20 protein-coding genes are annotated in these 16,850 nt (G+C 56.8%); 6 read left to right on the top strand and 14 right to left on the bottom strand.

The genetic code is table 11. From position 1 onward, the window contains the following. Nucleotides 1-27 precede the first annotated feature (27 nt). The 3 genes from metA to ACP15F_RS05935 are packed head-to-tail and all read left to right on the top strand — an operon-like array spanning nt 28 to nt 2,515. Nucleotides 28-966: a homoserine O-acetyltransferase MetA gene (gene metA / locus ACP15F_RS05945; protein WP_424939902.1), complete on the top strand. Its 939-nt coding sequence runs from the start codon at nt 28-30 to the stop codon at nt 964-966. A 57-nt stretch (nt 967-1,023) separates the two neighbouring features. After that, a complete protein-coding gene (gene ppk2 / locus ACP15F_RS05940) occupies nt 1,024-1,905 on the top strand; it encodes a polyphosphate kinase 2 (RefSeq protein WP_424939901.1) in 882 nt (293 codons plus the stop codon). Beyond that, nucleotides 1,898-2,515, top strand: a complete 618-nt coding sequence (locus ACP15F_RS05935; protein ID WP_424939900.1) for a TetR/AcrR family transcriptional regulator — start codon at nt 1,898-1,900, stop codon at nt 2,513-2,515. Before ppk2 ends, ACP15F_RS05935 begins: the two co-directional genes overlap by 8 nt. 109 nt (nt 2,516-2,624) lie before the next feature. Here ACP15F_RS05935 and ACP15F_RS05930 read toward each other — a convergent pair whose 3' ends face one another. From ACP15F_RS05930 to ACP15F_RS05880, 11 genes are read right to left on the bottom strand one after another with little or no spacing between them, the layout of a single operon-like run. After that, nucleotides 2,625-3,845, bottom strand: coding sequence for a cysteine desulfurase (locus ACP15F_RS05930; protein ID WP_424939899.1), 1,221 nt, complete (start codon nt 3,843-3,845; stop codon nt 2,625-2,627). A 12-nt stretch (nt 3,846-3,857) separates the two neighbouring features. Next, nucleotides 3,858-4,454, bottom strand: a complete 597-nt coding sequence (locus ACP15F_RS05925; protein WP_424939898.1) for a YIP1 family protein — start codon at nt 4,452-4,454, stop codon at nt 3,858-3,860. Beyond that, the gene (locus ACP15F_RS05920; protein ID WP_424939897.1) at nt 4,454-4,960 is read right to left on the bottom strand and encodes a YIP1 family protein; all 507 of its coding nucleotides are present in this window, start codon (nt 4,958-4,960) and stop codon (nt 4,454-4,456) included. The genes ACP15F_RS05925 and ACP15F_RS05920 overlap by 1 nt, the downstream gene beginning before the upstream one ends. Before the next feature lie 17 nt (nt 4,961-4,977). Continuing rightward, nucleotides 4,978-6,267: a Fe-S cluster assembly protein SufD gene (gene sufD, locus ACP15F_RS05915; RefSeq protein WP_424939896.1), complete on the bottom strand. Its 1,290-nt coding sequence runs from the start codon at nt 6,265-6,267 to the stop codon at nt 4,978-4,980. Beyond that, entirely contained in the window at nt 6,264-7,022 is a 759-nt protein-coding gene (gene sufC / locus ACP15F_RS05910) for a Fe-S cluster assembly ATPase SufC (RefSeq protein WP_298906281.1), read from the bottom strand. Before sufC ends, sufD begins: the two co-directional genes overlap by 4 nt. Before the next feature lie 10 nt (nt 7,023-7,032). Then, the gene (locus tag ACP15F_RS05905; protein ID WP_424939895.1) at nt 7,033-7,344 is read right to left on the bottom strand and encodes a heavy metal-binding domain-containing protein; all 312 of its coding nucleotides are present in this window, start codon (nt 7,342-7,344) and stop codon (nt 7,033-7,035) included. Next, nucleotides 7,341-7,628, bottom strand: coding sequence for a hypothetical protein (locus tag ACP15F_RS05900; protein WP_424939894.1), 288 nt, complete (start codon nt 7,626-7,628; stop codon nt 7,341-7,343). The genes ACP15F_RS05905 and ACP15F_RS05900 overlap by 4 nt, the downstream gene beginning before the upstream one ends. A gap of 3 nt (nt 7,629-7,631) precedes the next feature. Then, nucleotides 7,632-9,155 carry a Fe-S cluster assembly protein SufB gene (gene sufB, locus ACP15F_RS05895; RefSeq protein WP_424939893.1) on the bottom strand — a complete coding sequence of 508 codons (1,524 nt, stop codon included), beginning with the start codon at nt 9,153-9,155 and terminating at the stop codon, nt 7,632-7,634. Nucleotides 9,156-9,183: 28 nt separating this feature from the next. After that, complete coding sequence (locus ACP15F_RS05890) at nt 9,184-10,227, bottom strand: cysteine desulfurase family protein (protein ID WP_424939892.1); 1,044 nt, start codon at nt 10,225-10,227, stop codon at nt 9,184-9,186. After that, the gene (locus ACP15F_RS05885) at nt 10,224-10,649 is read right to left on the bottom strand and encodes a hypothetical protein (protein WP_424939891.1); all 426 of its coding nucleotides are present in this window, start codon (nt 10,647-10,649) and stop codon (nt 10,224-10,226) included. Before ACP15F_RS05885 ends, ACP15F_RS05890 begins: the two co-directional genes overlap by 4 nt. A 3-nt stretch (nt 10,650-10,652) precedes the next feature. Next, nucleotides 10,653-11,114: an Rrf2 family transcriptional regulator gene (locus ACP15F_RS05880; RefSeq protein WP_247090839.1), complete on the bottom strand. Its 462-nt coding sequence runs from the start codon at nt 11,112-11,114 to the stop codon at nt 10,653-10,655. A 186-nt stretch (nt 11,115-11,300) separates the two neighbouring features. Here ACP15F_RS05880 and ACP15F_RS05875 point away from each other — a divergent pair, with 186 nt between their 5' ends. The 3 genes from ACP15F_RS05875 (at nt 11,301) to ACP15F_RS05865 (ending at nt 13,056) form a co-directional block, all read left to right on the top strand. After that, nucleotides 11,301-11,954, top strand: a complete 654-nt coding sequence (locus tag ACP15F_RS05875; RefSeq protein ID WP_108856288.1) for an alpha/beta hydrolase — start codon at nt 11,301-11,303, stop codon at nt 11,952-11,954. An 8-nt stretch (nt 11,955-11,962) separates the two neighbouring features. Continuing rightward, entirely contained in the window at nt 11,963-12,184 is a 222-nt protein-coding gene (locus ACP15F_RS05870; RefSeq protein WP_424939890.1) for a hypothetical protein, read from the top strand. A 299-nt stretch (nt 12,185-12,483) separates the two neighbouring features. Further along, nucleotides 12,484-13,056 carry a hypothetical protein gene (locus ACP15F_RS05865; RefSeq protein ID WP_424939889.1) on the top strand — a complete coding sequence of 191 codons (573 nt, stop codon included), beginning with the start codon at nt 12,484-12,486 and terminating at the stop codon, nt 13,054-13,056. Between the two features lie 95 nt (nt 13,057-13,151). On the opposite strand, the gene ACP15F_RS05860 is transcribed toward ACP15F_RS05865, so the two are convergent. From ACP15F_RS05860 to ctaA, 3 genes are all read right to left on the bottom strand, one after another. After that, nucleotides 13,152-13,763 (bottom strand): transglutaminase-like cysteine peptidase, encoded by a 612-nt coding sequence (locus tag ACP15F_RS05860; RefSeq protein WP_424939888.1) that lies wholly within the window; start codon nt 13,761-13,763, stop codon nt 13,152-13,154. A gap of 282 nt (nt 13,764-14,045) precedes the next feature. Further along, nucleotides 14,046-15,524 carry a carboxypeptidase M32 gene (locus tag ACP15F_RS05855; protein ID WP_424939887.1) on the bottom strand — a complete coding sequence of 493 codons (1,479 nt, stop codon included), beginning with the start codon at nt 15,522-15,524 and terminating at the stop codon, nt 14,046-14,048. 2 nt (nt 15,525-15,526) lie between these two features. Then, a complete protein-coding gene (gene ctaA / locus ACP15F_RS05850; RefSeq protein WP_424939886.1) occupies nt 15,527-16,675 on the bottom strand; it encodes a heme A synthase in 1,149 nt (382 codons plus the stop codon). Between the last annotated feature and the right edge of the window lie 175 nt (nt 16,676-16,850).

Genomic DNA, 16,850 nt, shown 5'->3' with positions numbered 1-16,850 from the left:
TACCTCAACTTAAAAAGGACCGGTTCCATGCCCATCAAGATCCCCTCGACTCTTCCAGCCGTAGATGTGCTGAAGGACGAAGGCGTGATGGTCATGCCCGAAGATCAGGCGGCCAAGCAGGACATTCGTCCTATGCGGATTGCCCTTCTGAACCTGATGCCCAAGAAGATTGAGACGGAAACTCAGTTTGCACGTTTGATCGGCTCGCACCCGCTACAGACGGAGTTGACCTTGCTCCGACCTTCAGAGCACACCTCGAAGAACACGAGCGAGGCCCATATCGGTGCCTTCTATCAGTCTTGGGAAGACGTTAAGGATCAGAAGTTCGACGGTCTGATCATCACAGGCGCCCCGATCGAGCATCTTCCGTTCGAGGAAGTTACTTATTGGGACGAGTTGACCAAGATCCTTGATTGGACCCAAACCAACGTGCACTCCACCTTTGGCGTTTGTTGGGGCGGAATGGCAATGATCTATTACTTCCACGGTGTGAAGAAACACATTTTGGATGCCAAGGCGTTTGGCTGTTTCCCACAGAAAAACATGGTCCCCGCCTCGCCCTACCTACGCGGTTTTTCCGACAGCTGTGTGGTCCCGGTCAGCCGGTGGACGGAAATGAAGCAAGACGAGGTGGACGCCGCCACTGGGCTGAAAACTCTGCTGGGTTCGGACGATACCGGCCCTTGCCTGATCGAGGATAAGGCCCATCGCGCGCTCTATATCTTCAATCACTTCGAGTATGACGATCTGACCCTGAAGGGCGAGTACGATCGCGATGTGGCCAAGGGTGCGCCGATCAACGTGCCGATGAACTACTATCCTGACGATGATCCCACACGCCCGCCCGAGAACCGCTGGCGCAGCCATGCGCATCTGCTCTATCAGAACTGGATCTCGGAAATGTATATGACCACGCCGTATGACATCAATCAGATCGGCATGGCCGTGAAGGATCGCCGCGTCTAAGCCGATTGCCAAACGCGCCCTCGGCCCCCATATTGGTGTGAAATCAGGAGTTTGCCTATGTCATTGCCATTTGATGGAGCCATTTCGGAGTTCTTTCGCAAAACCGCCCCCGATGCGGTGCGCGACGCCATCAAAGGCGCATCCAAGAAAAATATTCTGTCCGAAAGCTATCCGTACAAAAAGCTAATCGACAAAGACATCTACGAGGCCGAAATCGAGGCGCTCCAGCTAGAACTGGTCAAGCTACAGGCGGATGTTAAGGCAACAGGCAAGCGTGTTGTCGTGGTGTTCGAAGGTCGCGATGCAGCTGGCAAAGGCGGCACGATCAAGCGCTTTCGTGAAAACCTGAACCCCCGTGTGGCGCATGTAGTGGCCCTGTCCAAACCGTCGGATCGTGAGGCCGGAGAGTGGTACTTCCAACGCTATATCAAGCACTTACCAACAGAAGGTGAGATCGTGCTTTTCGATCGCAGCTGGTATAATCGCGGCGTGGTCGAAAAGGTTTTTGGCTTTTGCGAAGACGCTCAACGCGAGGCCTTCTTCCGCCAACTTCCCGAGTTCGAGGATATGTTGGTCGATGAAGGCATCCATTTCGTAAAAATCTGGCTGAACGTGGGGCGAGCCGAACAACTGCGCCGTTTTCTGGCTCGTGAGAAAGATCCACTGAAGCAATGGAAGCTCAGCTGGATCGACGTAGAGGGTCTTAAAAAATGGGACGCCTATTCCGACGCCATTCAAGAAACCTTTGACCGCAGTCATCGCGAAATGGCTCCGTGGACAGTCATTCGCTCGGACGACAAGAAACGCGCGCGTTTGGCTGCGTTGAAAGCCGTCTTGCAAGAGGTAGATTACGCTGGGAAAGACAGCAACGTCGCCAGCGCGCCCGATGATCAAATCTGCGGTGGGCCTGAACTTTGGAATGATGGTAGCAATGCCTAAGCGCGGCTATCACCACGGCAACCTTCGTCAGGCTCTCGTCGATGCGGCACTTGCCCTGATCGAAGAGAAAGGCCCGACTGGGTTCACCCTGTCCGAGGCAGCCAAACAGGCCGGCGTGACGCCAGCCGCGGTCTATCGCCATTTCGCCGGCCGAGAGGACTTGATCGCTGAAGCTGCCCGACAAGGCTATGAAATCTTCGCGGATTTGATGGAATATGCCTATGACAAAGGGCAACCTTCAGCACTGGCCAGCTTCGAGGCGACGGGCCGCGCCTATCTGGCCTTTGCACGGAAATATCCAGGCCACTATATCTCGATGTTCGAAAGCGGGATCTCGGTCAATCGCTCGCCGGATTTGGCCTTGGTCGCCAATCGCGCGATGGGCGTGCTCGAAAAGGCAGCATCCAAACTGACCGAGAATATGCCGGAGGAAAAACGCCCGCCTGCCCGTATGGTCAGCGCCCATATCTGGGCCATGAGCCACGGCGTAGTCGAACTGTTCGGGCGTGGCAGTCCCGGCCAGAAAAGCCCGTTCCCACCCGAAGAGCTTCTGGAAAGCGGTATCGGCATTTATCTTCGCGGACTTGGCCTGATCAAAGCAGACGAATAGCTCAAACCACTTATTTTCTTACCAAAAGTATCCTGGGGGAGTCTGAGGCCCGCTAGGCCTCAGGCGGGGGCAACGCCCCCAAAGGCTCACGAAGTGAGCCACCGTTCATTTACGCCAGCAGCTTGTGGCACAGCTCCAGCCCGTCAACCAACCGATCAACTTCTTCGGTCGTGTTGTAAAGCCCGAAGGACGCCCGCGCTGTAGCTGCCACGCCCAGATGCTCCATCAATGGTTTGGCACAATGGTGCCCTGCCCGCACGGCAATGCCCTTCTTGTCCAAGATAGTCGAGATGTCATGCGCATGCGCCGCACCGTCCATGGTCAGAGAGAAGATCGCCGCCTTGCCCGGCGCGTGCCCCTGCACGTTCACCCAATTCAACCCGGCAAACCGCTCGGCCGCATAAGCAGCGAGTGACGCCTCATGAGCTGCGACATTTTCCATGCCCAGATCCATCATGTATTCAAGCGCCGCGCCCAGACCGATGGTCTGAACGATCCCCGGAGTTCCAGCCTCGAATTTCAGAGGTGGCTTGGCATAGGTCACCGCGTCTTTCGTGACCTCATTAATCATGTCACCTCCGCCCATGAAGGGCTGCATCTCGGCCTGACGATCCGAGCGGATATAGATCGCGCCAGATCCCGACGGGCCATAGAGCTTGTGACCCGTAATGGCATAGAAATCGCAGCCGATGTCCTGCACATCCACCGGCATATGCACAGCCCCTTGCGAGCCATCCACCAGAACCGGCACGCCTTTTGCGCGCGCGCCTGCGCAGATAGCTTTCACATCAACGACCGTGCCCAACACATTCGAGCACTGCGTGACAGAAATCAGCTTGGTGCGATCCGTGATCGCATCCAGAACCTTTTGGGGATCCAGCGACCCGTCAAGCTCAGGATCGATCCATTTCAGGATCACTCCTTGCCTCTCGCGCAGGAAGTGCCACGGGACGATGTTTGCGTGATGCTCCATAGTGGACAGTATGATTTCGTCACCTGCCTGCATCCGCGGCGCGGCCCAGGCATAGGACACAAGGTTGATGCCCTCGGTCGTACCCGAGTTGAAAATGATCTCTTCCTCGGAGCCTGCGTTTAGGAACTTTGCCACGATCCCGCGCACAGCCTCGTAGCGTTCTGTCGATAGGTTCGACAAGTAATGAAGCCCGCGATGCACGTTCGAGTACTCTTCCGCATAGCCGCGCGTAATGGCGTCAATTACCACCTGAGGCTTCTGCGCCGACGCCCCGTTATCCAAATAAGTTAACGGCTTACCGTTCACCTCTCGCGACAGGATCGGAAAATCGCTGCGGATTTTATCGATGTCATACATGATCAGCTCCGATCATTGAGCGGGTATTTCGATGGGTTCGACCCCAAGAAGCACCAGGATAAAGGACAGGGCAAACACCGCCAACACCAAGAAAATCAGGATCGACGTAAAGACGAGCCCAGTAGACTGGAACCCATGATTCTCCGCCGTAAAATGTGTCAGCACCCAGAAGAATAGAAAGACCGATGCAAAGAGTAGCAGAGCAGCCATCGCCGGTGCGATCAACGTTAGGACCACGGTCAGAACCTGCAAACCCAGAAACAGGAACTCCATCCAGACAACGGTCATGATGGCATTTTCCAGACTGCCCTGCCCACCCATCATTCGTCCAATCGCATAGATCGCCACACTCAGCCCAAACATGAATGCGCCCTCGACCACGCCAAGCAGGATCGGGCTGGACAAGATCGGCCCCATAAGCTGAGCATCAATCGGGAAGATTAGGTCGGCCACGACACCCATGACAGTGGCCAGCACCACCATCAAAAGAAGCGCTGTCCACAGTGTTTCACGGCTTAGACCTAGGTTGAACAAATCACGCGCAACTTTGCGCGGCTCTGGCACAGTCTGAAGCGCCATTCCAAACAGGTATCCGGGGGTGAACTGCATCACTCTGCCTTGCTTGTTTCTGTCGGGGCGCGTTCAGCCTCGCGCAGATTGATAGACCAGAACAGGACAAACACCACAAGGGCCAGAAGCCCCACCAGCGACAATTGGACGCCCGGCCCGATAAACCCCGCCACAAGCCCCCAAAGAAGCCAGATCGGCGCGGCGCAGAGAAGTGCCCAGAACAATGCAAAACGTGCGGAATAGGGGCTGCCTTTGCCGCCAAAAACCCGCGCGATCACGTGGGTTATCGTTCCAAGCGCATACAGCACCAAGGGCATGATGAAGAGCCACCCCAACAGGGTGGCCCCTAACAGCATATTCAGCTCTTCACCGGTTTCATGCGCCTGACGCGCCAAGCGCGGCATCTGGGCGGCGAAGACCAGCGCGCAAGCGAACATCAGGACCGCCAGCGCACGATCTTCACGTGGGCGTCCATCCCCAACGCGGCGGCGAAACACCGCGCGAGGGTTACGATAGGTTTGCACCATATCTTGCAGGACCGACACTGGCGCCCTCCTTCAGGTCAGCCGCGACGACGTGCCAGCCAAGCGTCCAGACGCCCGGTGACTTCGGCGGCAATGTCTTCGTCCTCGATCTCTTCAATGGCATCGGCAAGGAAGGCCAACACCAGAAGGTCGGTCGCAATTGGCGTCGGAACGCCACGCGAGCGCAGATAGAACAGAGCCTCTTCGTCGATCGCACCCGTCGTCGAGCCGTGAGAACAGATCACGTCATCGGCGTAGATCTCTAGCTCGGGTTTGGCTTGGAAGCTCGCGTCGTCATCCAGAAGAAGCGACTGAGACTTCTGATAGCCATCAGTCTTTTGCGCGTCCGGCTTTACAAGGATCTTCCCTTGGAACACGCCCTTGGCGCCGTTCTTCAGAACTTTCTTAAAGACCTGACGGCTTTCGCAAGCGACCGCATCATGGGTGATGAACACGGTATCATCGTGATGGAATTCGTTCTCGGCCCCATCGCCAAGTGCCGCGCCAGCGATATGCGCTACAGCGTCGTCCCCGATGATGTCGATCACACATTCATTGCGCGTCAGTTTACCATTCACCGTCATGGTGAAACTTTTGAACACCGACTCGGCGTCCACTCGGGCAAAAATGTGGGTGACTGCCTGACGGTCGTGGTCACGCCCCTGCGCACGCACGTGGTGGAACTGAGCCCCTTTAGCCACGTCAACCTCGGTCACTTGATTGAACCGTGCCGCGGCCGCACCGTTTTCCAACAGGGTCAGAGTCGCGCCCTCTTCCACTTGGATCACGTGGTGCAAAATCACGTCGGAAGCACTGTCTTCGTGACGATAGATCAGCGACACAGGGCGCGAGGGCGTTCCCGTTACGCGGATCACGACACCATCTGTCGCCATCGCCGAGTTATATACGGCAAGCGGACGCTGCACTGGGGTTTGACCGGCAGTTTCCAGCACGCCGTACAGATCCTTGGCCCAATGAATATCCTTCTGGGCGGCGGTCGTAAGGCGTTCGATTTCAAGCCCTTCACCTTCCAGTGCGTCCGAGGCATCCGCATCGAACACACCGTCCACGAAGACCAGCTTCAGACGATCGATCTCGTGGAAAACCAGCGGTTCGCCTTCGTTGTCGAAGACTTCAGCCGATGAAGGTTCCGCCGAAATCAGGCTGTCCGGACGGGTCCACTTCCAATACTCATCCCGGCGCGTGGGCAACCCCATCGCAGCCAAGCGGCTTGCAGCGTCTGACCGTGCATCCGAAGCCCAAGCCCCTGAAGCCGGGCGCGCATCGGCGCCGATCTGACCTGCCTGCGTTTTCACAGCGGTGCTCATGCGTCGATCTCCGCCAGAATGTCGGCATAGCCGTTATGTTCAACTTCCAGCGCCAGCTCGGGCCCGCCCGATTTTACGATGCGGCCAGCAGCCATGATGTGCACCACGTCGGGTTTGATGTGGTCCAGCAAACGCTGATAGTGGGTGATCACAAGGAAAGACCGACCTTCGTCACGCAGCGCGTTCACGCCTTCCGACACCAGCTTCATCGCATCGACGTCCAGACCCGAATCTGTTTCGTCCAAGATGCACATCTTAGGCTCCAGCATCGCCATCTGCAGGATTTCATTGCGCTTTTTCTCACCGCCCGAGAAACCCACGTTCACGGGGCGCTTCAGCATATCGGCGTCGATCTTCAAATCTTTCGCCTTTGCACGGATGAACTTCAGGAAATCAGCCGCGGACATTTCCTCTTCCCCGCGCGCTTTGCGCTGAGCGTTCACTGCAGTGCGCAGGAAGGTCATGTTGCCCACGCCGGGGATCTCGACCGGGTATTGGAAGGCCAGAAACAGGCCGGCGGCTGCGCGCTCTTCCGGTTCCATGTCCAACAGCTCTTCACCATCCAGCGTCGCGTCACCCTCGGTCACTTCATAGCCGTCACGGCCCGACAGCACATAAGACAAGGTCGACTTACCCGAGCCATTCGGCCCCATGATCGCGTGCACTTTGCCCGCAGGCACTTCCAGATCCACGCCTTTGAGGATTTGCTTATCCTCTTCTTCAAGTTTGACGTGCAGGTTATTGATTTTCAGCATTTTATCGTCCTTACGAAACAGTGACAGCCGTGCCCGAAGCCGACACCATCAACATGTTGTTTATCACTTCATAGTCGAGGTCCACGCCCACGACTGCATTTGCGCCCATAGCGGTCGCTTGTTCTTCCATCTCGGCCAGTGCTGTACGTCGCGCTTTGCCAAGTTCAACTTCATATGCGCCCGAACGCCCGCCTACGATGTCGCGCACCTGCGCAAACAAATCGCGGAAGATGTTCGCGCCCAAAATGGCCTCGCCCGTGACGATGCCGTAATATTTGGTGATCGGTTGTCCTTCGACTGAAGGGGTGGTGGTGATGATCATTTTCTAAACTTCTCTGCTAGCGTCTTGTTCTGCTTATGACCTGCAAAGATCAGCCCAATGAGCATCCCAAAAACTCCGAAGCCGCCATAGCCTGCGATGAATGAAATGAAGCCATCTCTGGATGGGATCATCGCCATAGCCAACAATCCACCAAACAGTCCCAAGCAGATCGCGAACATTGCTCCATATTTCAATACCGAGGCATCGCTAGGGCGGGCATAAGCCCATACGCCCGGACCAACCTGCAAACGTTCAGAATGGTCTTTATCCAGTCCTGAGCGCATTAATTACCCCACCGACCCTTCAAGCGAAATCGCCACAAGCTGTTGAGCTTCCATGGCAAATTCCATCGGCAGGGCTTGTAGCACTTCCTTGGCAAAGCCGTTGACGATCAGGGCCACGGCCTCTTCTTCGTCCATGCCCCGCTGGCGGCAATAGAACATCTGTTCTTCGTCCACCTTCGATGTGGTCGCCTCGTGTTCAACGCGGCTCGAGTTGTTCTTCACTTCGATATACGGAACGGTGTGCGCTCCGCATTTGTCACCGATCAGCAAGCTGTCGCACTGCGTATAGTTGCGCGAGTTCTTGGCTTTCGGGTGCATCGATACAAGACCACGATAGGTGTTCTGTGCCTTACCCGCCGAAATCCCTTTGGAAACGATCCGCGATTTCGTATCACGCCCCAGATGCACCATCTTCGTGCCGGTATCGGCCTGCTGATAGTTGTTCGTGATCGCGATCGAGTAAAACTCGCCCTGGCTTTCGGCCCCGCGTAGGATGCAGGACGGGTATTTCCACGTCACAGCCGAACCGGTTTCGACCTGCGTCCACATCACTTTCGAGCGGTCGCCACGGCAATCCGCGCGTTTGGTTACGAAGTTATAGATGCCGCCCTTTCCCTCTTCATCACCGGGGAACCAGTTCTGAACGGTCGAGTATTTCACCTCGGCGTCTTCCTCGATGATGATCTCAACCACGGCAGCGTGCAACTGCGCGGTGTCACGCTGAGGTGCGGTACAGCCTTCCAAGTAGCTGACATAGCTGCCTTTATCGGCGATGATCAGCGTGCGTTCGAACTGGCCGGTGTTTTCCGCGTTGATGCGGAAATAGGTCGACAGCTCCATCGGGCAGCGCGTGTTGGGCGGAATGTAAACGAACGACCCGTCCGAGAAGACGGCCGAGTTCAGCGTCGCATAGTAGTTGTCGCTGACCGGAACCACGGAGCCCAGGTACTTCTTCACCAGCTCCGGGTGTTCCTTGATCGCTTCCGAGATCGAGCAGAAGATGACGCCCGCCTCTTTCAGCTCTTTTTGGAAGGTCGTGCCCACGGACACTGAATCAAACACCGCGTCAACGGCAACCTTGCGGCCTTCGGCGGGCATATCCTCGGCACCTTCGACGCCGGCAAGGATCATCTGCTCTTTCAGCGGAATACCCAGCTTCTTGTATGTTTCCAGCAACTTAGGATCTACATCATCCAGCGACTTGGGTTTTTCTTCCATCGATTTCGGACGGGCATAGTAATACTGGTCCTGGAAATCGATTTCCGGATAATTCAGAAGCGCCCAGCTGGGCTCATCCAGCTTTTCCCACCGCGCGAACGCCTCGAGACGCCATTCGGTCATCCACTCGGGTTCGTCATTTTTTTCGGAAATCAGTCGGACGATATCGGGGTTCACGCCTTTGGGGGCGTATTCCATCTCGATCTCGGTTTCCCAGCCGTATTTGTATGTCCCGGCTAGGGATTTCACCGCCTCGACGGTTTCCTCTTCAACGCCTTCTTTGGCGATCAGTTCATCAACACCGGCCATGTTTTCCTTTCAGTCGAGTCCACGCAACCTAGCGGCCACGCGCCCGAAATTTCTCATGTTCGCGAAGCCAGGCCTGTGCAAAGGCCTGGACTTCATCCTCACTCGTCGTAGGGCCAAGCGAGACGCGCAAAGCGCATCCCGCGTGATCCCGGTCAAATCCCATTGCCGCCAAAGCAGCACTGGTTTTCACCTTCCCGGATGAACAGGCCGAACCTGCGGAAACCGCAAATCCGGCCAGGTCCATCACCATCACCTGTGTCTCACCTTTCCAGCCCGGAGTGACGATACACGATGTGTTGGGAAGCCTGTTCGCGTCTTTCCCGACAAAAATAGTCTTATTCGCCGATTCCGCAATGGTGTTTTCTAGAATCTTTCTAAGTTTCTCGACCTTCGACCAGGTTCCGGCTTCCAAATCTTTCTGAGCGGCCACTGCTGCCGCGGCAAACCCCGCAATCCCGATAACGTTCTCGGTGCCCGAGCGGCGGCCCATCTCCTGCCCGCCCCCTTTGATCTGCGCTTCAATGTCAGTACCGCGTTTGACGATCAGGGCACCCACACCTTTAGGCCCGCCCAGCTTGTGGGCAGAAACGATCGCCATATCCGCCCCGCACCAGTTGAATGCAAACGGGATCTTCCCGAAGGCTTGCGTCGCATCCGTCATCAACAACCCTTCAGGCAGTGTCTGAATGATCCCAGTTTCAGAATTGGCAAGCTGCAATGTGCTTTGCGCGGGAGTTGGAACGTCGACGGTGCCCTGCCCGTCAATCACCAAGTCTTCCTGACACCAAGACCGCACTGCATCATGTTCGATTCCAGCGCAGGACAGTTCCCGCCCTGCCAAAGCAAGCGCTGCGGCCTCGGTCGCGGAGGACGTAAAGATGATGTCCGCTCCTTCAGCCCCCAACGCAGCTGCCAGATCCTTTCGCGCCCGCTCAATCAGCCCTTTTGCAGCACGCCCCTCTGCATGAACCGCAGACGGGTTGCCCACAAGCTCCATCGCCTCGATCATTGCGGCCTTGGCCTCGGCCCGTAAAGGCGTCGTGGCGTTCCAATCCAGATACACACGGCTCACCGATCTGCTCCTTTAGGCTTAATAAGGGTGGCGATCTCGCCAACGATGTCCGCACGTAGATACAGTTCTGCACTTGCCGTAAAGACCTCGTCTGCCTGCACACCCAGCGCATCATAAAGCTGCCGAAGCACGCGCCCGCTGACCTTCGCATAACCGGGACGTGACACGGTAAGACGGTTTAACACGCGGCCGAGCATCGATTGCTGTCGGTTCCATGATTGGGTCGCGTCTACGCGGTGACGCGCAAAGTAGACATGCAGTTCTTCTGCCGTCATTCCGGCAAGGGCGGTCGCGTCGACGCGCGCCCGAACATGCTCTTTACGGTCTTCAATCGACGCCCACCTTGGCAACTCACTCGGAACACCATTCAAATAAAGGACATCTGGCTGTTGCTGTAGCGCGACGAGATTTGAGATCTCCACGGATCAATCCTCGTCCACCACCGAAAACAGCGTGGGCACGGCAGGGCATGGTGTCAGTTCGTTTTTGACCACGTCCGATAGGCGGGTCTGGTGAAGGAACACATAGACATGGGCAGAGAGCCCCTCCCACAACCGATTGGTCATGGACTGTGCGCGCGAGCCCGACGACGCGCCAGAGGCACCAGCCCCTTTGTGCATCGCCGATACGGTTTCATCCACAGCTTCCAGCACTTCAGAAACACGTATTTCTGACGCCGCGCGGGCCAGCTTGTAGCCGCCTCCCGGACCGCGGACACTGTCCACCAGTCCAGCACGGCGCAGTTTCACGAAAAGCTGCTCGAGATAGGGAAGCGAAATGTCTTGCCTCTTGGCCAGATCGGTCAGCGACAGAAGCGCGCCATCGTCCTGCATCGCCAGATCCGCCAGCGCAACCATTGCATATCGGCCTTTTGTGGACAGCTTCATACCGTTCCCCCTGCAAAAACATTGACCTTTTCGGCCCTGACCACTAGGTCACTTAGGACTGGTGACAATGCGGCCAAACCCGCCCGCATCACCAACTCCGTATTATGGTGCGGGTCAGCCAGCGTCAAGAAAACCGGTTTTCCGGCAGCTGCTGACCCTGACAAACGAAAAAGAGGCCCAGACCAGATGCCCGAAGTGATTTTTGCAGGCCCCGAGGGCCGACTTGAAGGCCGTTATCACGCTCAAAAAGAAAAAGACGCCCCGATCGCCATCATCCTGCATCCGCATCCGCAATTTGGCGGCACGATGAACAACAAGGTCGTCTATAATCTGCACTACGCCTTCCACAACATGGGCTTCAACGTGCTGCGCTTCAACTTCCGTGGCGTGGGCCGCAGCCAAGGTGAATATGACCAAGGTGTGGGTGAACTTTCCGATGCGGCCTCGGCCTTGGATTACCTGCAGTCGATGAACCAGAACGCCAAGCATTGCTGGGTTGCCGGGTTCTCGTTCGGGGCATGGATCGGTATGCAGCTTCTGATGCGTCGTCCGGAAATCACAGGATTTGTATCGGTTAGCCCGCCCGCGAACATGTACGACTTCAGCTTCCTGGCACCCTGCCCAAGCTCGGGCCTGATCATCAACGGCACTGCTGACCGCGTGGCGCCTCCTGCGGATACGCATACGCTGGTCAACAAGCTGCATGAACAAAAGGGCATCACTGTCACCCATGAAGAGATTCCGGGATCTGGTCACTTCTTCGAAGATGATCACATGGACACGATGATCACCCATGTGGACGAATATGTCCGCCGTCGCCTGACCGAAACCACGCGCTGACATTCACCATGGATCTGCTGGAACAAGTCTCTGATAAGTTGGCCCAAGAAGTGCTCGAGGCCGTACGAATAACCGGAAACGACGCACTGGTGGATGAGGTGAAAAAAACGATTGGCGCCTCATCAACCACGCTTGAAGAGGCGTTTATGACGGCCGTCCGCATCCGCCGCGCCGAAGCGCGTGGGCGGGACACTTTGCGCCAACTTCTGAGGGCAGAACAGACGGACTGAGCGTTGATTTCGAGTGAGTCGTTTAACCCATCCCGCAGGTCGAAATAGCCATCGGCCTGTGATCTCTGATAGAGATATGCGCCCCAGCTTCCTCTTATACTGATCGTCTGCTCTAACCGGTGGTCCTGATTTTTTCTGCAATCATGACCACCTAGCCCCAATTCCGTCACATTTTGAACTCAATTGTGGCAATCCCCCTGAAACTGTGTCAGAGTAAGTACTATTAAGTATTAATTTGCATAAGTTAGTGTCTTTTCTGACCAACCATTTTGTGAAGCAAATGTTTAAGAGGGGTGAAAATGCTTAAACGTAAGACAGCGCTGGCCGCGCTTGCAATGGCCGGTGCGGTCTGGGGGGGATCCACGCAGATCGCACAAGCACAAAGTACCTGTAATGTGGCAACAGCGAAGCTTTCGCTGGAACCCGAGGTTCTCTGTGAGTGTAAAGTCGTAACAACTCAGATGCTGCGATATATTCAACGTCAGGACGAATTTTTGAACGTCCTTGCGGGTGTTACTCAGGAATGTCCTGCATTTGCTGATGCACTGAACGCACTTCCGACCGCTACAACGTTCGTAGAACGAATTATGCATCGGGAAAAAAGTGGTGGCGGCTCATTCGAGGTGCCGACATCTGGGGGCGGCGGCAAGCCCACCAACAATCCCGGCGGGAAACCTAAGGATGATCCAAACCCAGGTGAAAACCCAGGAGGTGACAATCCTGGCGGTGATAACCCTGGTGGCGACAATCCTGGTGGCGACAACCCCGGAGGTGATAACCCTAGTCCCGAAGGCTGCGGTGGTGGCGGATCGGGTGATGGTGGCGGCTTGAATGCAAAAGCAGCACCCCGTGGTGAAGGTTGTGCTGACTAAGCCTTGATCGACTAGGACAAAAAAGGGCGCGCCAATGGCGCGCCTTTTGCTATTTCAAAGCACATCACATCAAGACGATGGATACATTTTTCAGATCAGCCGCCGGCGAGCACGTTGACCCAGCGTGATGGGCGCTTTGGATCCTGCATACGCAGAAAAACATAGCGCGTGTCGCGCCAGTTTCGGATCGAGTTGGTGACGTTGTCCAAAACCATGTCACCAGCATCAGTCCGAACGATCAACACAGCGTGCGGTCGGCGGCTACGGTCCAAAACCGTTGCAATCAGCAGTCGCTGGGGATCAATCCCCTTGCCAATCAGGGCCCGTTTCTTCGCCAACGCGTAGTCTTCGCAATCTCCACCGCGTCTGGTGGGTATGGCCCAACGCTCGGCTTCACCGTATTGCTGACGATCTTCGATTGCCCTGGTCGACCGATTGATATGCGAGTTCACCGCACGAACGACCTGCATTTGCCCCTGAGTGACAGCGCCACTTGATGATCCGCGAGCACAGGCCCAGCTATAGGTCGAACACAATCGCTGCGCACCCGGAGGCGCCGCGCCCTGCCCCTTTGCCTTCAGGAAATTTGGCCCACTTGCAAACCCGTCCGTCGGTGCTGCAAATGCGGCCAATGTCACCAGAGCGATTGCACGAACCGCATTGCGACCGGGCAGACGTATCTTCTCGAGACCAGTGAACTGGACCATTCTTCAACCTCCATCGGTTGCAAGCGTAAGGGCACAAACCTTTACATTTCGTGCCCTTGGCTTCAGCAACCCTGCTGTCCCCCCTGTAAGACGACACACTGAACGTGAAAAATGGCTAAAAACAGTCCTACGTTGGGCCTTAGTGCAACATTTTTGCGATCAACACCAAACGTGCACCTCCTAGGCGCGCATAAATCCGCCGACCACACCTAAGCATGGCAGCCCAAGATAGCGCGTGAATAGGGTACAAAAACCCGGCCCTTCCCCCTAAACGTGAAAACTCTAGCGGAAATAGATGCCTTCGAATTTGTCTTCGAGATAGCTCAGAAGCGGCTCGACCGAGACAGGTTTGCCTGTGGCATGCTCGATTGTCTCACGCGGTGTACGCAGACTACCGTGGCGTTGTAGCTTGTCGGTCAACCAAGCCGTGGCATGGGTTGCATCCCCCTGCCCCAACCGCGTGTCCAGCTCGGGCAGATCCTTGCGCAGCGCATCGTAGAGACATCCCGCATAGATATTGCCAAGCGCATAGGTCGGGAAATAGCCAAATAGGCCAACGGACCAATGCACATCCTGCAACACACCATTCGAAGCCTTGTCGACCTCGTACCCGAAATCAGCGGCAAACCGTTCGTTCCAAGCCGTCTCCAGATCCGCCACGTCCAACTGGCCGCCGATCAGGCGACGCTCCAGATCGAAACGCAGCATGATGTGCAGGTTGTACTGCACCTCGTCCGCTTCGGTCCGGATAAAGCCCTTCTGAAGCCGGTTCACCATGCGATAGAACGCATCCGCATCGCTTGCCGGCGTCTTTCCAAAGCGTTTCTCCATCTGGCCAAACAGCCACCCGGTGAAAGCACGCGAGCGACCCAACTGGTTTTCATAGATGCGCGACTGGCTTTCATGCACGCCCATAGAAGCGCCCCGTCCGATCGGGGTAAGCAGATAGGCATTGTCGATGTTCTGCTCATAGCACGCGTGCCCGACCTCGTGGATCGTCGAGTAGAAACAGTTGAACGGATCCCCTTCCGAGGTCCGCGTGGTGATGCGCACATCCAAGCCCGAACCCGAGCTGAACGGATGCACAGCCTTGTCGATCCGACCGTGGGTCAGGTCATAACCAAAGGTTTTGGCCAGCTTGGTCGACAGCTTCAACTGCTTCTTTTCAGCCCAGTTGCCCACAAGGATCTCGGGCTGATTGGCCGCTCCAAGCGCCCTGTCGCGCAGGGTCACCAGACGTGGGCGCATCGCATCAAACAGCGTTTGAATGTCGCTGCCTGTGACGCCCGGCTCGTAATCATCCAGCAGCGCGTCGTAGAGGTCTCCGCCGTCAGCCAGCGCGCTGGCTTCCTCGCGGCGTAGTTTCACAACCTCTTCCAGAACCGGCTTGAAGGCCGCGAAATCATCTGCGGCGCGGGCTTCGGCCCATTTGCCTTGCGCGGTCGAGGTCACACGCGCCAGTTCCGCCGCCAGCGCAACAGGCACTTTCGCAGCGCGATCACGTGCACGGCGGATCTCGCGGATCTGAGCGCGCCCGGCGTCGTCCACAGCGCTTTCGTCGATGGCCTCGAGCCAATCGCCAACACGTGGATCGTTACGACGGGCATGGAGGACCTTTTCCATCGCGGCCATTTCCTCGGCCCGTTGCGGCCCCGCCCCGTCCGGCATCACCGTTTCCTGATCCCAACCCAAACGACCCGCCACCTCGCCCAAAGCTTGGGTGTCACGTGCAAATTCCATCAGTTCGCTAAAGGCGCTCATGATCAACTCCGGATGCTCTGTTCAGTCGGATAGCCCGCAAGGAAACGGGCGTTCAGGACCAGAACCCAAACCAGCATGGCGCCGATCTGGTGGGTGATGGCCACGTGCAGCGGCGAAGCTTGAAGGACGGTTGTAATGCCCAGAACCGCCTGCGCCCCAACCATGAGGCAGGCCAAGGTAAAGCCCGTGCGCACCATCTGGTTGCCCGACTTGCGTGAGACGCGCCAGACAACAATCGCAAAGATCACAAGCACATAGCCCACCATCCGGTGCATGAACTGCACCAGCCCGGCGTTTTCAAAGAAGTTGCGCCAGATCGGGGTGATGTCAAAAGCTTCGGGCGGGAAGAACTGATCGCCCATCCACGGCCAATCGACAAAGGATCTCCCGGCGTCGATGCCCGCCACCAAAGCGCCCAGTAGGATTTGCAAGAACGCCAGATGCAAAAGCCCCGTGCCCATCCCAAAGAGCTTGCCCTCACGCAGGCGCCGGGCGGCCATCAGGCCAGCCTCTTTCCGGCCCAGAAGCAGTACATACCATGCTATGAAGCCCAGAATGACGAAAGCCAGCCCCAGATGCACCGCCAAACGATAGGACGCCACGTCCACGCGGTCCCCTGTCAGGCCCGAGGATACCATCCACCAGCCAATCGCCCCCTGAAGCCCGCCAAGCGCGCCCAGAAGCAGCAACCGCCCGGTCCAGCCAATGGGGATCTTGCGCGCGGCCAGAAAGCCGAAAAACCCGATGGCCCAAACAAGGCCAATGAAGCGGCCCAGCTGACGGTGACCCCATTCCCACCAATAGATCGACTTGAATGCCTCAAGGTCCATATGGCTGTTTTGCAGCTTGAACTCGGGGATTTCCTGATACTTGGCGAACTCGGCCTCCCAAGCGGCCTGATCCATCGGAGGCATCGCTCCGGTGAACGGCGCCCATTCAGTGATCGACAGACCAGAATCGGTCAGGCGCGTCAGACCGCCCACAACGACCATGATGGCCACCAAGGCGAACAGCAGCATCAGCCACAGCCGGATGGTTCCACGCGCGCCTCCGCCACCTGATCCGCGCTCGATCGCGCCGGTCTTGGGGGTGTCGCGCACCTCGTCTTTGGTGTCGCTCACTTCCTCGAAAATGCTGCGGGGCTTGGACATCTGGCTCTCCGTTTCGCGTTTGCGCGATAATGGCCTTAAGGCCGCCGAAAGCCAAGAGGCCAAAACCCGCGAAATGATGCAAAAAATTGCCCGCAGACGCCCCAAAACGCCCCCTTTTGGTTGCCCCCATATCCGGCGTTCTGTTAAGGTGGCGTGACCTATATATAGTGTGAAA

The sequence above is a fragment of the Aliiroseovarius sp. S253 genome, from assembly GCF_049800855.1.
GTDB lineage: Bacteria > Pseudomonadota > Alphaproteobacteria > Rhodobacterales > Rhodobacteraceae > Aliiroseovarius.
This window is presented reverse-complemented; position numbering and strand designations above follow the sequence as displayed.

What these genes read in the sequence shown, in the direction of transcription:
- sufC (WP_298906281.1), bottom strand. Translation starts at nt 7,022, where the DNA reads ATGCTGAAAATCAATAACCTGCACGTCAAACTTGAAGAAGAGGATAAG.
- ACP15F_RS05900 (WP_424939894.1), bottom strand. Translation starts at nt 7,628, where the DNA reads ATGCGCTCAGGACTGGATAAAGACCATTCTGAACGTTTGCAGGTTGGT.
- ACP15F_RS05925 (WP_424939898.1), bottom strand. Translation starts at nt 4,454, where the DNA reads ATGCAGTTCACCCCCGGATACCTGTTTGGAATGGCGCTTCAGACTGTG.
- ACP15F_RS05935 (WP_424939900.1), top strand. Translation starts at nt 1,898, where the DNA reads ATGCCTAAGCGCGGCTATCACCACGGCAACCTTCGTCAGGCTCTCGTC.
- metA (WP_424939902.1), top strand. Translation starts at nt 28, where the DNA reads ATGCCCATCAAGATCCCCTCGACTCTTCCAGCCGTAGATGTGCTGAAG.
- sufB (WP_424939893.1), bottom strand. Translation starts at nt 9,155, where the DNA reads ATGGCCGGTGTTGATGAACTGATCGCCAAAGAAGGCGTTGAAGAGGAA.
- ACP15F_RS05860 (WP_424939888.1), bottom strand. Translation starts at nt 13,763, where the DNA reads ATGGTCCAGTTCACTGGTCTCGAGAAGATACGTCTGCCCGGTCGCAAT.
- ACP15F_RS05905 (WP_424939895.1), bottom strand. Translation starts at nt 7,344, where the DNA reads ATGATCATCACCACCACCCCTTCAGTCGAAGGACAACCGATCACCAAA.
- ACP15F_RS05880 (WP_247090839.1), bottom strand. Translation starts at nt 11,114, where the DNA reads ATGAAGCTGTCCACAAAAGGCCGATATGCAATGGTTGCGCTGGCGGAT.
- ACP15F_RS05930 (WP_424939899.1), bottom strand. Translation starts at nt 3,845, where the DNA reads ATGTATGACATCGATAAAATCCGCAGCGATTTTCCGATCCTGTCGCGA.
- ACP15F_RS05870 (WP_424939890.1), top strand. Translation starts at nt 11,963, where the DNA reads ATGGATCTGCTGGAACAAGTCTCTGATAAGTTGGCCCAAGAAGTGCTC.
- sufD (WP_424939896.1), bottom strand. Translation starts at nt 6,267, where the DNA reads ATGAGCACCGCTGTGAAAACGCAGGCAGGTCAGATCGGCGCCGATGCG.
- ACP15F_RS05875 (WP_108856288.1), top strand. Translation starts at nt 11,301, where the DNA reads ATGCCCGAAGTGATTTTTGCAGGCCCCGAGGGCCGACTTGAAGGCCGT.
- ACP15F_RS05855 (WP_424939887.1), bottom strand. Translation starts at nt 15,524, where the DNA reads ATGAGCGCCTTTAGCGAACTGATGGAATTTGCACGTGACACCCAAGCT.
- ACP15F_RS05865 (WP_424939889.1), top strand. Translation starts at nt 12,484, where the DNA reads ATGCTTAAACGTAAGACAGCGCTGGCCGCGCTTGCAATGGCCGGTGCG.
- ppk2 (WP_424939901.1), top strand. Translation starts at nt 1,024, where the DNA reads ATGTCATTGCCATTTGATGGAGCCATTTCGGAGTTCTTTCGCAAAACC.
- ctaA (WP_424939886.1), bottom strand. Translation starts at nt 16,675, where the DNA reads ATGTCCAAGCCCCGCAGCATTTTCGAGGAAGTGAGCGACACCAAAGAC.